Below are 13,798 nucleotides of genomic sequence, written 5' to 3'. Positions count from 1 at the left end.
TGTGGCGTGCTGTCACATCATTGCGCAAACTGTGATCCTATGCGTGGTAAAGCACATTTTGTCCTCAACAAATATCGTAGAATTGGATTATGATATTTGAGCCGATATTGGCGCTTGGAATTAAACAAGGACTCTATATGCTTTACCAACTGCACGAACTGCAACGCTCTTTCCTCACTCCGGTGATGCAATGGGCAGACATGTCCTCCAAGTTATTTACCAACCCGGTTTCCCCACTGGCCCACACTCCGTTTTCGCAACGCATCGCAGCCGGCTACGAGCTGATGTACCGCCTTGGCAAAGACTACGAAAAACCGCAATTCGACATCAAATCCGTGCTCGTCAAGGGTGAGAGCGTCGACATCAGCGAACACGTTGTCGTCACAAAACCGTTTTGCCGCCTGATACACTTCAAAAAAGAAGCCACTGGCTTGCAACAGCCTAAAGTTTTGCTGGTTGCCCCCCTGTCCGGTCACCACTCGACCCTGCTGCGCGATACCGTGCGTGGCTTGCTGGCCGAGCACGATGTCTACGTCACCGACTGGACGGACGCGCGCATGGTACCGCTGACGGAGGGCCCGTTCCACTTGGACGACTACATTTATTATGTGCAAGAGTTCATCCGTCTGCTGGCGCCGGACCTGCATGTGATTTCCGTCTGTCAACCGACCGTGCCTGTGCTGGCTGCCATCTCGCTGATGGCGACGGCCAAAGATCCGCACGTGCCGAAAACCATGACCATGATGGGCGGCCCCATCGATCCGCGCCGCTCGCCTACGCAGGTAAACAACCTGGCGACGGAAAAGAAATTCTCGTGGTTTGAAAACACCGTGATCTACGCGGTGCCGCCGAACTATCCCGGCTTTGGCCGCAAGGTGTATCCAGGCTTCCTGCAGCATGCCGGTTTCATCGCCATGAACCCGGGCCGCCATGCACAAAGCCACCGCGAGTTCTACATGCACCTGGTGACGGGCGACGACGAGCCGGCGGAAGGCCACCGCCAGTTCTACAACGAGTACAACGCCGTGCTGGACATGCCGGCCGAGTACTACCTGGAAACTATTAAAACGGTTTTCCAGGAATTCAGCCTTCCGATGGGCACGTGGAAAGTGGGCGGCCAGCTGGTGCGTCCGCAAGACATCACGAATGTGGCGCTGTTCACCGTGGAAGGCGAACTGGACGATATTTCCGGCGCCGGCCAGACGCAGGCGGCGCATGACTTGTGTTCCGGCATCCCTGCGGAGATGCAGCAAGACTTCGTGGCGCCGAAATGCGGCCACTACGGCATCTTCTCGGGCCGCCGCTGGCGCGAGATCATTTGCCCGAAAATCGGCGAATTCATCCAGAAACACGGCTGATAGGCTTTGTTTCAGGCAAAACGGCACGCCAGGCTACCCTGGCGTGCCGTTTTCTTTTATGCCCAGCTCATGCGCGCTCGATTTTCACTGTCGGGCGCGTATTGACGAAGATTTGCTCGACTCTCGGCTCACCCGGCCCCGGCTTCTTCATCGCATAGCCATTCACGGGCTGCGAACGGTTCACCCACAGCGCGTAATACAAATGGTCGGCGCGCGGATCTTCCGTATTCGGGTGGATCAATATCGTCAGGCCCAGGCTGTTCAACTGCAGCCACGGCACAATCACGGGCAATAGATCGTTGGTGAAGCCAAAGTAAAACGACGGCGTCACGTGTGGGCCGCGTGGCTCCAGGTTCCAGTCGCCCAATTCGATCTGGAAGCGCTCGGCCGCCCACTTGCGTATCAGCGCCGCCTTCTGATAGCTGTCTTCATCAAAATAGATATGCGCGTGATAACTCTCGATATCCGTATAGGCGCGCGGTGTCGACGGCAAGGTTTCCTCGCCGGGACGCACGCTGGCGGGACGCGGCGTGGGTGCCGTATCCGTATGCTCGCCCCACTGACTCTTGCCGGGCGCCGCTGGTTTAACGTCTTTTACGCGTTTGACTGCGCCATCCTGCGCCAGTGCCGAACCAGCCAGTCCCGAAGCGGCCAGCGCCGCCACCAGGCCACCGCCGCGCAAGACCGTGCGGCGTTGCGGCGAGAGGAGATTGGCCCATTCCAGATCAATGGCCGCGTGTTGATTATTGTCAGACATAGAAGATTTCCTGTTCTTGATGGTAGGTAGGGGGATGTGGAAAATCAGAAAGCCACGCTGGCGCGGGCGTAGTAATACGCACCGAGAACGCCCAATGGTCCCGAGTTGTCGTATGCGCCCGTGTACTGCGCCAGATTCGACGCGCTGCGCGCTTCGCGCGGTACCTGGCTGGGCCTCTGGTCGAAGACATTGTTGGCGCCCACCGTCACGTTGATACGCTTGCTGATGTCGTAGCCGACGCTGACATCCGTCACGAAGGCAGCCTTCAGCTGATAATCACCGCCCGTGATGGCGTTCAGGCGCTTGAGCTTGCCGTAGCGCGTCTCGCGCACGTTTAGGGCCCAGCCCGCCTTTTCATACGCCACGGTGAGAATTTCCTTGTCGCGCGGTGCCCGGTACAGCAAGTCGTACTCGGCCGATTTGCTCAGGGTGCCGATGTTCGGCAAGCCTTGCAGTACGGCGGGAAGGTCGGCCTTGCCCACCAGGCTCGTGTGGTTGATATTTGCGGCCGCCGTCCAGCGCAGCTTGCCATCGGCCAAGCGCAAGACATCTTCCGCCGTGAAATCGATGCCGCGCGTGCGCGTGTCGCCCACATTGGCAAAATAATGCGCCACCAGGCCATTGCCCACCGTCAAGCCTGCCGAGCGCAGCAGGTTTTCAATAACACTCGCTTGCGCCGCCGTCAGCGGGCGGCCACTGCCGTCAAGCGCCACGCCCGAGCTGCGGTCGATGCCGATGTTCGACGACACGCCCAGGCGGTCGCTGACCTTGATTTGATACGCATCAACGGCAAAGCGCAGGGTGGGCGTAGGATTGAAAGTCAGGCCAGCCGACAGATTCGTCGATTTTTCCGGTTTCAACGGCTGCGCGCCCAGGGCCCGCGCGGCGGCAGAACTCGGCTGCGCCAGGGTGTACGGCACGCCCGCATGGTCGGACGTATTCGAATACGATTGCGTCACCAGGCTGGGCGCGTGGAAACCGTTGCTGACGGTGCCGCGCACGGCGACAGCGGGCGTGACGTCATAACGGGCGGACAAGCGGCCCGTGGTCTTGCTGCCGAAATCCGAATACTTTTCGACACGCAGGGCCGTGTCGAGCAGCAATTGCGGCGTCAGCTTGGTCCCCAGTCCGATATACGCCGCATAGCTGTGCCGCGCCGTGTCGGACGCATCGACAGGCAGGTAGCCGGCCAGCGCCGACGAGCCGCTGCCCTGCCAGGAAGCGGGCTCGCCCGGGCTGCGTTGCTGCGTTTCATGCGAATACTCGAGGCCGATGCTGAGGTCCGCCGGCTCGCTCAGCCCCAGCGGCACGGGACGGCGCACGTCGGCGTTGGTGGTCGAGCGGCTGTAGCGCTGATTGCCGATGGTGAAGTCAGTCTTGCCACCCGGATAAGTCAGCGAATAATTGGCCGAGTGCTCCACGCCCACATCGATATCGTCGCGGCCGTAGGTGCTGCTGACATCCCAGCTCCAGCCCGCCGTTTCGCCCTTGATACCGCCCGTCAGCGCAACATCGTTTTCGCTCGTCGTTTCATAGGGTGTGAATCCGTCGGGATACACGGACAGCAAGCCCTTGTTGTTATTGAAAATGGTATTGGGCAGGCGGAAATTCTGTGCCGAACGGGCATTACGGTGGGCATACGTGCCGAAGCCGTACAGTTGCACCTCGCTCGACACGTCATAGCCGAGGTTGGCGCTGAGCGACGCAGTCGAGGTCTGCGGCACGCCCGTATTGCGCCACGGATTGCTGTTGCGCTTCGCTTCAGCCGGGTTCGGCGAGGCGCCGGCCGGCAAGCTGTTGTTCGGTCCCAATTTCACCAGCTGGCCATCGCTGTTGCGCACGGCCGGATACGACAGATAAGTGGGATTCAGTCCGAAATTGCGCACAGCGATGCCCTGGCGCTGGACTTCGGCACCGAAGTGGGCAAAGCCATGCTCGCCCAGGCGCGTGCCGCCATCGATGCGCACGGACCCGTTCGTGCCATCGCCATCGTCGGTGGAACCGAGCTGCGCGCTGAAGCTGCCCTTGTCATCGGATTTCAGGATGATGTTGATGACGCCGGCAATCGCGTCGGAACCGTAGATGGCCGAGGCGCCGTCCCGCAGGATTTCCACGCGGGCAATGGCACTCGTGGGTATCAAGGCCAGGTCGGTGGCGACGGAACCGGGAAAGCCATCCTCATTGACGATGGCCGTCGTATGGCGGCGCTTGCCATTGACCAACACCAGCGTATGCGATGGGTCGAGGTTGCGCAGCTGGCCGGCGCGCACGATGCTGCCCAGGTCGGGCTGCACGCGGGCCGGCAAGTTAAACGACGGCAAGGCCGTGTCCAGCGCGTCGAGCAGATTCAATTTTCCCGTCGCCAGCAACTGCTGCGCGCTGATCACGTCGATGGGCGCGGCGCTGTTGGCCACGGTGCGCCCCGTGCCACGCGCGCCCGTGACGATGACGGCGTCGAGCGGGGCGCCAGCCAGCGCGCCAGCGTCGTCCGGCACCGCCTGCGCATAGCTTGCGCCGGGCGCTGCCAGCGCCAGAACGGCCACCGAGACGGCGTGCGCCAGTTGCCGCAGGCGTGGTGCGGGGTCTTGCTTGGCTATCAGTTCCAACATACGAAAACATCCTTTCAAAGTCGTCAACACTGTGGCTGCAGACTAAAGGATGGATAAACAAACAAGAACGAATGGTTTCGTATTTAGATATTTCGTTTTGGCAACTAACAACAGCGGCGCGCCGTGTCAGGGCGTCGCTGGGGCGCTCGCCAGGCTCTGGTCGAGCCGCTTCCAGTAATCGCGTTCCAGCCGGGCCGTATCGATATCGCGCGCCGCCTCGTTGAAGCGTTTTTGCTGTGCACCACCTTCCTCATCGCGCTTGAAGCACACATGCACGGGGCGCTCCTTGAACACGGTATCGATGATGGCGATACGCTCGCGCTCGGCCTTGCTGAAGTTGCGTCCCATCAGCAAATGCTGCAGGACGTGGCGCTCGATGACGATCACGCGGTAACGCTTGATGAACAGTTTCTTCAGATTCGTGGCGTCGTTCAAACCCTCTTCCGTCTTCAGCTCGCCGCGCGCCACCATGCCATCGAACTGCTCGCCATTCGAATAACCGGCCACGGTGCCGATGCGCAGCTTGCCCAGCTCGGCCAGGGTAGCACCCGGCGCGCCATCCTCCTTCAGATAGGCCAGCACGCCCTGCGTGTTACCAACAGGAACAGAAAAGTGACAGAGTTTTTCCCGTTCGGGCGTGCGCCAGACGGCCAGGAAACCGGCGTATCGGGGACTGGCAAGGCCAAACTGCATGGCGCGCTTCCAGGGAAAATATTCATATCTGACCGTATAGCCAAGCCGCTCAAAGACGGCGCTGACCATGGCGCCCGACATGCCATCGGCTGGCAGGCCATGGGAAATGAAGGGCGGCCAGTCTTCCGCCGCGAAGCGAACGATGCGCGAGCTGGCAGCGCCAGGCGCCGCCATGGGGGAGCTAGCCTGCCCGTGCGCAACGGCAAGCGTAGAGTGCATGAACAAACAGAAGGGCAAACCAACTGTCCGGAGGAAACGCATGTTTTGCTCCTATGGCCTGGTGCGCCTCACAGTGTAGGGGGCGGCAACAGGTCTGGCGGTCGGCTTTTTTTATCATTGCCTTGATAAAAATCATGCTCCCATAAAAAAAAGAAATTGCAAAGTTGTTTATTTGCACTTTGACATTCCCAAGGGAAATAAAATACGATTGCGGCGCGCCTGCAACAGCCAGCCGGGGCGCACTATCCCCTTACACGACACAGGTTTTTACTTATATGCGGCCCAGATGGCCGATAATGACGTTTTACCGTATTGAAGATGACCGTGCCGCATCCCGCCTCTCCCTCACTTGCCGACCAGATCGAAGATTTGCTGCCGCAAACGCAATGCACCAAATGCGGCTACAACGGCTGCCGCCCGTATGCGGAAGCGATTGCCGCCGGCAACGCCGACATCAACCAGTGCCCACCGGGCGGCGTACAAGGCATCGTACGCCTGGCCGGCTTGTTGGACAAAAAAGTCATTCCGCTCAATCCCGTCAATGGCCTCGAACGCCCGCGATCTGTCGCTTACATCGATGAATCGCTGTGTATCGGCTGTACCCTGTGCATCCAGGCCTGTCCCGTGGACGCCATCGTCGGCGCCGCCAAGCAGATGCATACGGTCGTCACGGACCTGTGCACGGGCTGCGACCTGTGCGTGGCACCCTGCCCCGTCGACTGCATCGTGATGTATCCCGTCAGCGGCGACGCCACAGGCTGGGATGCCTGGAGCCAGATGGACGCCGACGACGCCCGCGCGCGCCACGATTTCCGCGCGCAGCGGCTGCGCCGCGAAGCCGAGGCCAACGACGCGCGCCTGGCCGCCAAGGCCGTCGCCAAGATGCAGGAAGTGACGCAGGAATTGCCCGTCACGCCCGATGAAGTAGCGGAAAAAGAGCGCAAGCGCGCCATCATCGCCGCCGCCATGGAGCGCGCGCGCGCCAAGGCCGCCGCCAGCGCCGCTGCCCAGACCGAACCGCCCGCCTCCAACACGCCGAAAAAAGACGCATGAACGCCGCCAAACGCCTGGAAATCTTTACGCGCTTCCGCGCTGCCAATCCTTCGCCGAAAACGGAACTCGAATACACAACGCCGTTCGAGCTGCTGATCGCCGTGCTGCTGTCGGCGCAGGCGACGGACGTGTCCGTCAACAAGGCAACACGCTTGCTGTATCCGGTAGCCAATACGCCAGCCAGGATACTGGCGCTGGGCGTCGACGAACTGGCCAGCTATATCCGCACCATCGGCCTGTTCCGCACCAAGGCCAAGAACGTCATCGCCACCTGCCAGATCTTGCTCGATCAGCACGGCGGCGAAGTGCCGCGCGACCGTGCCTCGCTGGAAGCCTTGCCCGGCGTGGGCCGCAAGACGGCGAATGTGGTCATGAACACGGCATTTGGCGAACCAACCATGGCGGTCGACACGCATATCTTCCGCGTCTCGAACCGCACCGGCATCGCACCAGGCAAGAACGTCGATATCGTCGAGCAAAAACTGCTGAAATTCATACCCAAGGAATTCCTGCACGACGCCCACCACTGGCTCATCCTGCACGGCCGCTACACGTGCACGGCGCGCAAACCGCAATGCTGGAACTGCATGATTGCAGACCTGTGCGATTACAAGAGCAAGTCACCGATGCCTGCCGTGGTGTAGGTAAAAAAAACGGCCCGAGTGTGGGCCGATGTCGTTGCTGCGTGGGTCGGGTTAGCCCGCAGGGCGTAACCCGACACATTGTTGCTGCCTGGGGTGTTGTCGGATTACGGCCCTTCGGGCCTAATCCGACCTACAGCAAGACCATATTGTCACGATGAATCAGCTCATGGCCTTCCATATAGCCGAGTATGGACTCGATCTCGGTGGAGGGCTTGCGCATGATGCGGCGCGCTTCGCCGCTCGTGTAGTTGGACAGGCCGCGCGCCACGGGCACGCCGGCTGCATCGACGCAGGTGATCACGGCGCCGCGGCCGAATTCGCCGTTCACGCCCGTCACGCCGATCGGCAGCAGGGACTTGCCTTCCTGGCGCAGCTTTTGCACGGCGCCCGCGTCCAGCACGACGGCACCGGCCGTATGCAGATGGTCGGCCATCCACTGCTTACGCGCTGTCAATTGCCCCGTTTGTGCCAGCAACTCCGTACCGATCGCTTCGCCATGGGCTAGACGGCTGAGTACGTCGCTATCGCGGCCCCAGGCGATGATGGTATGGGCCCCCGACTTGGCGGCGCGCTTGGCAGCGAGGATTTTCGTCAGCATGCCGCCACGACCCAGGCTGCTGCCGGCGCCGCCAGCCATCGCTTCCAGAGCCGGATCGCCGGCGATGCCCTGCGTGATCAGGTAAGCGTTCGGGTCCTTGCGCGGGTCAGCCGAAAACAGACCGTGCTGGTCCGTCAGGATGACCAGGGCATCGGCCTCGATCAGGTTGGCCACCAGGGCGCCCAAGGTATCGTTGTCGCCGAACTTGATTTCATCGGTGACGACAGTGTCGTTTTCATTGATGATCGGCACCACGCCCAGGCGCAGCAGGGTCGTCAGGGTGGAGCGGGCGTTCAGATAGCGCTCGCGGTCGGCCAGGTCGGCGTGGGTCAGCAGCACCTGCGCCGTGCCGAGGCTGTGGGCGCGGAAGCTGCTCTCATAGATTTGCGCCAGGCCCATCTGGCCGACGGCGGCGCACGCCTGCAATTCGTGGATATCGGTGGGGCGCTGCTCGAAACCGAGGCGCAACATGCCTTCGGCGATGGCGCCGGAGCTGACCAGCACGACTTCCTTGCCCATCGCGCGCAAGCCGGAAATCTGCGCAGCCCAGCGGGCAATGGCAGCATGATCGAGTCCGCGGCCATCGTTGGTGACCAGCGAAGAGCCGACTTTGATGATAATGCGGGTAGCTTTTTGAATCACGGAATCCATGGGGCGGCGCTCTTCACTTAATAGACGTCAGCGCGCAGGACGCAGCCACAGCAAGGCCAACCCCGCCAGCAGCTCGATTGCGCACATGAACAACACAAAACCCTGGGGCAAGCCGAAGCTGATGGCCGCGTACAAACGGCCGGCGGGCTGCGCCAGGACCAACATTGCAGTGATATCGCCGAGGATGGGCGGTTCGCCCTGCCGTGCTGCGAACAGCGCCAGGAGCGCGGTAGCGCCCCAGACACCGACATGGGAGGCGTAGAACTGGCTGTAGCCATTGACGCCATTGAGGAAGATGCCCATGCCGGCCGCCATTTCATCGGCGAACAGCAGGCAGGCGACCGCGCTCAGCCCGTAAGCATACGCGATCAGATGCAATACACGGCGCTGCCACGCTTGCTTGCGCGAGGACGCGACAGCGACCGCCTGTACTGACATCCGGATACAGCCTTAGTCGATGATCTTGAAACGCGGATCATCCGGGTCGATCGACGAGATACCGCGTGCTTCTTCGGTCATCTGCGTTTCTTCGGCACGGCTTTCGCTGTGTTTCTTCGCTTCCAGATGTTGATAAATCGCATTCACCAGTTCGGGGCAACCCTGATGGTTCAGCGCGGAAATCTCGAAGACGGGACCTTTCCAGGCGAAACGCTTGAGGAAGTCCTTCACCAGCTTCTTGCGGTCTTCTTCCGGCACCATGTCGAGCTTGTTCAACACCAGCCAGCGCGGCTTGTCGACCAGCGACTCGTCGTATTTCTTCAGTTCCTTGACCAGCGCCTTGGCTTCCTTGACAGGATCGACGTTGGTTTCAAACGGCGCCAGGTCGACGATGTGCAACAGCAGACCCGTGCGCTGCAAGTGACGCAGGAATTGATGGCCCAGGCCCGCGCCTTCGGAAGCGCCTTCGATCAAGCCGGGAATGTCGGCGATCACAAAGCTCTTCTCGTGCGACACGCGCACCACACCCAAGTTCGGGTGCAGGGTGGTAAATGGGTAATCGGCAATTTTCGGGCGCGCGTTAGAGACGGCCGAAATAAACGTCGACTTGCCGGCGTTCGGCATGCCCAGCAGGCCCACATCGGCCAGTACTTTCAGTTCCAGGCGCAGTTCGCGGCGTTCGCCTTCCTTGCCCTCGCCTTTTTGGCGTGGCGCGCGGTTGGTCGAGGACTTGAAGTGGATATTACCCCAGCCGCCTTCGCCGCCCTTGGCCAGCATTTCGATCTGGCCGTGTTCGGTCAAATCGGCCAGAATTTCGCCGCTCGCGTTGTCGATGATCAAGGTGCCCACAGGCATGCGCAGGTGGATGTCATCCGCGCCCTTGCCATAGCAATCTGCGCCACGGCCAGGCTCGCCATTGCGAGCCTTGTGCATTTTGGAGAAGCGGAAATCGACGAGCGTGTTGATATTGCGGTCGGCGACTGCCCAAATGGTGCCGCCCTTGCCGCCATCGCCGCCATCGGGACCGCCGAAAGGCCTGAATTTTTCACGGCAGAAAGAGGCGCAGCCGTTGCCGCCATCGCCCGCGATGACTTCGATTTTTGCTTCGTCGATAAACTTCATAATTTTGCCGCCATAAAACTAAAAAGGCTCTACCTTGGGCAGAGCCTTTCGATTGAAGGCTTGCGCCTTACATCATGCGATCACAGCGGAGCGAACTGGCGCTCCGCGATGAATTACGCTGGTACTGCTGCGTTAGGTACAACGGTCACGAATTGCTTCGAGCCAGCACCTTTGACAACGAACTTCACTTTGCCCGCGATCAACGCGAACAAGGTGTGGTCTTTGCCCATGCCTACGCCTTCGCCAGCGCGCACTGGCGTGCCGCGTTGACGAATGATGATGCCGCCAGCATTGATAGCTTGGCCGCCGTAGACTTTAACGCCCAGACGTTTTGATTCTGAATCACGGCCGTTTCGCGTTGTGCCGCCGCCTTTTTTATGTGCCATTTAAGACTCCTTGATAGCTGATTAATTCAAACAGCGGCGATTAGCCGTTGATCGAAACGATTTGGATTTCGGTAAAATTCTGGCGATGGCCTTGATGCTTTTGGTAATGCTTACGACGACGCATCTTGAAAATTTTGACCTTATCATGGCGACCATGCGCCACAACCGTAACCAGTACCGTTGCACCTTCGACCAATGGCGCACCAAATTTAATGGTGTCGCCCGCGCCTACTGCGAGAACTTGATCGATGGTGATTTCGGAACCAATGTCTGCCGGTATCTGTTCTACTTTAAGTTTTTCGCCAGCGACAACTTTGTATTGTTTGCCACCGGTTTTTATGACCGCGTACATGATTTGAAACCTCATCAAATGTTGAAAGAATTTGTCCCACTGCCATGAAAAGCAAGCCATGCACAACAGGGGGAACCAGCGATTATACACGGACTGAGAAATTGCGTCAAAAACTATTCACAAAGACCGATGATCGTGGTATGTCGACAACCTGACCACCATGTCAGGCTTGCGCCAGGCGGACGGAAAAGCGTGCGCCAGTGCCAACAAGGTCAAACAATTGCTCCACAGTCATAGGCAAACATCACGCGCGCGCAAGCCATGTCGTATAATCGCCGCACCCACAATCTAATGCAGGTTCGCCTTGTCTGACGCTAACAAACACGTTAACCAAAACACCATCGTGCAAACGATTGCCGCCGATATGGACGCAGTCAATACGGTGATCCGCCAAAAACTGCACTCCGATGTGATTCTGATCAACCAGATCGCTGAATACATCATCAGTGCAGGTGGCAAACGCATCCGTCCCGTGCTGATTTTGCTGGTGGCCAATGCCCACGCCTATCGCGGCACTGCGCACCATGAACTGGCGGCGGTGGTTGAATTCATCCATACCGCCACCCTGCTGCACGACGACGTCGTCGATGAATCGTCGATGCGCCGCGGACGCCAGACGGCCAACGCCCTGTTCGGCAATGCCGCCTCGGTGCTGGTGGGCGACTTCCTGCACTCGCGCTCGTTCCAGCTGATGGTGTCGCTGAATAATATGCGCGTCATGCAAATCCTCTCCGACGCCACCAACGTGATCGCGGAAGGCGAAGTGCTGCAGTTGCTGAACATGCACGACCCGGACGTGACGCAAGAGAGCTACCTGAATGTCATCCGCTCGAAGACAGCCAAGCTGTTCGAAGCGTCGGCGCAACTGGGCGCCCTGATCGCCGGCGCCAGCGAAGACGATATCGAAGCGGCTGCAGAATACGGCCGCTCGCTGGGCACGGCTTTCCAGTTGATCGACGACGTACTCGACTATGCAGGCGACGCCGCCGAAATCGGCAAGAACGTGGGCGACGACTTGCGCGAAGGCAAACCGACCATGCCGCTGATCTGGCTGATGGAAAACGGTACGCCAGAGCAACGCGAACTGGTGCGCAGCTGCATCGAACAGGGTGACGAACAGCATTTCGACGCCATCCTGGCCGCCATCACCAGCAGCGGCGCCCTCGACTACACGCGCCAGCAGGCGGAAATCGCCGGCCAGCGCGCCGCCAATGCCATCGCCGGCTGGCCGGACAGCGCCTACAAGCAATCCATGCTGCAACTGTGTTCGTTTGCCGTGGACCGCAATCACTGATCGCGTTTTACGACGTGCAATACAAAACGGCGCCACTGGCGCCGTTTTTTTATGGCGTCCCTACTTGCGCTCATGCTCCATGGCCGCGCCCGCCAATTCCTGCACGATGGCCGGCTCCGCTTCCAGCCGTTCGCTGTAGCGGCTGCCCAGATAATCGCGGCGGTCGCGCACCAGCAAGGTAAATTTATAGAGCTCCTCCATCACGTCGACCAGGCGCTCGTAATACGGCGACGGCTTCATGCGGCCGTCATCGTCGAATTCCTGATACGCCTTGGCGACCGAAGACTGGTTCGGGATAGTCACCATGCGCATCCAGCGTCCCAGCACGCGCAAGCCGTTGACGGCATTGAACGATTGCGAACCACCCGACACTTGCATCACGGCCAGGGTACGGCCCTGTGTAGGGCGCACACTGCCCGTTTCCAGCGGCAACCAGTCAATTTGCGATTTGAACACGCCAGTGACGGCGCCATGGCGTTCGGGGCTGCACCACACTTGCCCTTCCGACCATAGCGACAGCGCGCGCAATTCCTGCACCTTCGGGTGCTCGGGCGACACGCTATCGACCATGGGCAAGCCGTGCGGGTCGAACACGCGCGTCTCGGCCCCGAAGTGGCGCAGGATGCGCTCCGCTTCCAGGGTCAGCAGCTTGCTGTACGAGCGCTCGCGCAAGGAACCGTACAGCAGCAAAATGCGCGGCGCATGCGTGGAAACGTTGAGAGGCGCCAATTTGTCCAGGCTGGGCAGATCCAGGTGCGCGGCGCTGATGTTGGGCAAATCATTGGCCAGCTCATTGGGCAAATCGTCCATCTCAGGCCACCGGCTTGCCGTCGGCGCCCACCACGGCCTGGCCATCTTCCTTGGCAAAGGCGCCTTGCTGCGGCAACGGCAGGATGTCCAGCACTTTTTCCGATGGCCGGCACAGACGCACGCCCAGTTCCGTGACGACGATGGGACGGTTGATCAAAATAGGGTGGGCTTGCATGGCGTCCAGCAGGGCCGCATCGCTCAGCTCCGGATTGTCCAGGCCCAGCTCGTCGTACCGGGCGCCCTTGTCGCGCATCACCGCGCGCACGGACAGACCCGCACGCTTGATCAGGTCAACCAGCTCCTCGCGCGATGGAGGGTTCTTGACGTAATCGATGATGACGGGTTCGACGCCCGTGTTGCGGATCAGGGCCAGGGTGTTGCGCGAGGTGCCGCAAGCCGTATTGTGATAGATCGTGATGGTCATGGTGTGCTTTCGTTGGGTACATTGCCGCTGTCCGGCAGGCAGCAAGGGCTGCCGGCACAGCAGTTCTCGGTCAAGAAGGCCAGCAAGCCGTTCATGCCCGCATAGTTGGCGGCGTAGATGATGGAGCGGCCCGCCTTGCTCGCCGTCACCAGATCGGCGTGCGCCAATTCCTTCAAGTGAAACGACAGTGACGATGGCGCGATGGCCAGCGCTTCGGCGATTTTTGTGGCAGCCATGCCTTCCGGCCCCGTCTGTACCAGCAGGCGGAACACGGCCAGCCGCGATTCCTGCGCCAGCGCCGCCAGGGCCACGATGGCGGAAGCACTCGTCAGCGGTATCGGCCGGTCAGCTATTGTCTTTTCATTTTCCATAATTCAATAATACTCGAAT

15 protein-coding genes are annotated in these 13,798 nt (G+C 60.2%); 4 read left to right on the top strand and 11 right to left on the bottom strand.

The genetic code is table 11. The annotated features are described in order from the left end of the window. Nucleotides 1–137: 137 nt before the first annotated feature. Entirely contained in the window at nucleotides 138–1,358 is a 1,221-nt protein-coding gene (locus ACQ4WZ_RS18865; RefSeq protein WP_436574218.1) for a polyhydroxyalkanoate depolymerase, read from the top strand. Between the two features lie 67 nt (nucleotides 1,359–1,425). Here ACQ4WZ_RS18865 and ACQ4WZ_RS18860 read toward each other — a convergent pair whose 3' ends face one another. The 3 genes from ACQ4WZ_RS18860 to ACQ4WZ_RS18850 all read right to left on the bottom strand — a co-directional run bounded on the left by ACQ4WZ_RS18860 (nucleotide 1,426) and on the right by ACQ4WZ_RS18850 (nucleotide 5,591). Beyond that, complete coding sequence (locus tag ACQ4WZ_RS18860) at nucleotides 1,426–2,115, bottom strand: DOPA 4,5-dioxygenase family protein (RefSeq protein WP_436574217.1); 690 nt, start codon at nucleotides 2,113–2,115, stop codon at nucleotides 1,426–1,428. A gap of 44 nt (nucleotides 2,116–2,159) precedes the next feature. Beyond that, the gene (locus tag ACQ4WZ_RS18855) at nucleotides 2,160–4,724 is read right to left on the bottom strand and encodes a TonB-dependent receptor plug domain-containing protein (RefSeq protein ID WP_436574216.1); all 2,565 of its coding nucleotides are present in this window, start codon (nucleotides 4,722–4,724) and stop codon (nucleotides 2,160–2,162) included. Nucleotides 4,725–4,850: 126 nt separating this feature from the next. Next, a complete protein-coding gene (locus ACQ4WZ_RS18850) occupies nucleotides 4,851–5,591 on the bottom strand; it encodes a substrate-binding periplasmic protein (RefSeq protein WP_101484035.1) in 741 nt (246 codons plus the stop codon). Between the two features lie 363 nt (nucleotides 5,592–5,954). On the opposite strand from ACQ4WZ_RS18850, the gene rsxB reads away from it, so the two are divergent. Both rsxB and nth read left to right on the top strand, forming a co-directional pair. Beyond that, complete coding sequence (gene rsxB, locus ACQ4WZ_RS18845) at nucleotides 5,955–6,689, top strand: electron transport complex subunit RsxB (RefSeq protein WP_436574215.1); 735 nt, start codon at nucleotides 5,955–5,957, stop codon at nucleotides 6,687–6,689. After that, a complete protein-coding gene (nth, locus tag ACQ4WZ_RS18840; RefSeq protein ID WP_101484033.1) occupies nucleotides 6,686–7,333 on the top strand; it encodes an endonuclease III in 648 nt (215 codons plus the stop codon). Before rsxB ends, nth begins: the two co-directional genes overlap by 4 nt. A 130-nt stretch (nucleotides 7,334–7,463) precedes the next feature. Here the strand turns inward: nth and proB are convergent, their stop codons facing one another. The 5 genes from proB to rplU form a co-directional block, all read right to left on the bottom strand. Next, nucleotides 7,464–8,582: a glutamate 5-kinase gene (gene proB, locus ACQ4WZ_RS18835; RefSeq protein ID WP_436574214.1), complete on the bottom strand. Its 1,119-nt coding sequence runs from the start codon at nucleotides 8,580–8,582 to the stop codon at nucleotides 7,464–7,466. 27 nt (nucleotides 8,583–8,609) lie between these two features. Continuing rightward, nucleotides 8,610–9,020, bottom strand: a complete 411-nt coding sequence (locus tag ACQ4WZ_RS18830) for a hypothetical protein (protein WP_133994072.1) — start codon at nucleotides 9,018–9,020, stop codon at nucleotides 8,610–8,612. Nucleotides 9,021–9,032: 12 nt separating this feature from the next. Further along, entirely contained in the window at nucleotides 9,033–10,142 is a 1,110-nt protein-coding gene (gene obgE, locus ACQ4WZ_RS18825; protein ID WP_101484030.1) for a GTPase ObgE, read from the bottom strand. Nucleotides 10,143–10,255: 113 nt separating this feature from the next. Further along, nucleotides 10,256–10,528: a 50S ribosomal protein L27 gene (gene rpmA / locus ACQ4WZ_RS18820; RefSeq protein ID WP_010395157.1), complete on the bottom strand. Its 273-nt coding sequence runs from the start codon at nucleotides 10,526–10,528 to the stop codon at nucleotides 10,256–10,258. Between the two features lie 40 nt (nucleotides 10,529–10,568). After that, nucleotides 10,569–10,880 (bottom strand): 50S ribosomal protein L21, encoded by a 312-nt coding sequence (gene rplU, locus ACQ4WZ_RS18815; RefSeq protein ID WP_038500602.1) that lies wholly within the window; start codon nucleotides 10,878–10,880, stop codon nucleotides 10,569–10,571. A 304-nt stretch (nucleotides 10,881–11,184) separates the two neighbouring features. On the opposite strand from rplU, the gene ispB reads away from it, so the two are divergent. Beyond that, a complete protein-coding gene (gene ispB / locus ACQ4WZ_RS18810) occupies nucleotides 11,185–12,174 on the top strand; it encodes an octaprenyl diphosphate synthase (RefSeq protein WP_101484029.1) in 990 nt (329 codons plus the stop codon). A gap of 60 nt (nucleotides 12,175–12,234) precedes the next feature. Here the strand turns inward: ispB and arsH are convergent, their stop codons facing one another. From arsH to ACQ4WZ_RS18795, 3 genes are read right to left on the bottom strand one after another with little or no spacing between them, the layout of a single operon-like run. Further along, complete coding sequence (gene arsH / locus ACQ4WZ_RS18805) at nucleotides 12,235–12,963, bottom strand: arsenical resistance protein ArsH (RefSeq protein ID WP_133994197.1); 729 nt, start codon at nucleotides 12,961–12,963, stop codon at nucleotides 12,235–12,237. 22 nt (nucleotides 12,964–12,985) lie between these two features. Then, on the bottom strand, nucleotides 12,986–13,408 hold the full coding sequence (arsC, locus tag ACQ4WZ_RS18800) for an arsenate reductase (glutaredoxin) (protein WP_436574213.1): 423 nt from the start codon (nucleotides 13,406–13,408) through the stop codon (nucleotides 12,986–12,988). Then, a complete protein-coding gene (locus tag ACQ4WZ_RS18795) occupies nucleotides 13,405–13,779 on the bottom strand; it encodes an ArsR/SmtB family transcription factor (protein ID WP_243858437.1) in 375 nt (124 codons plus the stop codon). Before ACQ4WZ_RS18795 ends, arsC begins: the two co-directional genes overlap by 4 nt. Nucleotides 13,780–13,798 lie beyond the last annotated feature (19 nt).

This window comes from Janthinobacterium darwini (genome assembly GCF_051380905.1).
Lineage (GTDB): Bacteria > Pseudomonadota > Gammaproteobacteria > Burkholderiales > Burkholderiaceae_D > Janthinobacterium.
Note: the sequence above shows the minus strand (reverse complement) of the source record. Positions and strands in the feature narration are given on the sequence as shown.

What these genes read in the sequence shown, in the direction of transcription:
- ACQ4WZ_RS18865 (WP_436574218.1), top strand. Translation starts at nt 138, where the DNA reads ATGCTTTACCAACTGCACGAACTGCAACGCTCTTTCCTCACTCCGGTG.
- ACQ4WZ_RS18860 (WP_436574217.1), bottom strand. Translation starts at nt 2,115, where the DNA reads ATGTCTGACAATAATCAACACGCGGCCATTGATCTGGAATGGGCCAAT.
- ACQ4WZ_RS18855 (WP_436574216.1), bottom strand. Translation starts at nt 4,724, where the DNA reads ATGTTGGAACTGATAGCCAAGCAAGACCCCGCACCACGCCTGCGGCAA.
- ACQ4WZ_RS18850 (WP_101484035.1), bottom strand. Translation starts at nt 5,591, where the DNA reads ATGGCGGCGCCTGGCGCTGCCAGCTCGCGCATCGTTCGCTTCGCGGCG.
- rsxB (WP_436574215.1), top strand. Translation starts at nt 5,955, where the DNA reads ATGACCGTGCCGCATCCCGCCTCTCCCTCACTTGCCGACCAGATCGAA.
- nth (WP_101484033.1), top strand. Translation starts at nt 6,686, where the DNA reads ATGAACGCCGCCAAACGCCTGGAAATCTTTACGCGCTTCCGCGCTGCC.
- proB (WP_436574214.1), bottom strand. Translation starts at nt 8,582, where the DNA reads ATGGATTCCGTGATTCAAAAAGCTACCCGCATTATCATCAAAGTCGGC.
- ACQ4WZ_RS18830 (WP_133994072.1), bottom strand. Translation starts at nt 9,020, where the DNA reads ATGTCAGTACAGGCGGTCGCTGTCGCGTCCTCGCGCAAGCAAGCGTGG.
- obgE (WP_101484030.1), bottom strand. Translation starts at nt 10,142, where the DNA reads ATGAAGTTTATCGACGAAGCAAAAATCGAAGTCATCGCGGGCGATGGC.
- rpmA (WP_010395157.1), bottom strand. Translation starts at nt 10,528, where the DNA reads ATGGCACATAAAAAAGGCGGCGGCACAACGCGAAACGGCCGTGATTCA.
- rplU (WP_038500602.1), bottom strand. Translation starts at nt 10,880, where the DNA reads ATGTACGCGGTCATAAAAACCGGTGGCAAACAATACAAAGTTGTCGCT.
- arsC (WP_436574213.1), bottom strand. Translation starts at nt 13,408, where the DNA reads ATGACCATCACGATCTATCACAATACGGCTTGCGGCACCTCGCGCAAC.
- ACQ4WZ_RS18795 (WP_243858437.1), bottom strand. Translation starts at nt 13,779, where the DNA reads ATGGAAAATGAAAAGACAATAGCTGACCGGCCGATACCGCTGACGAGT.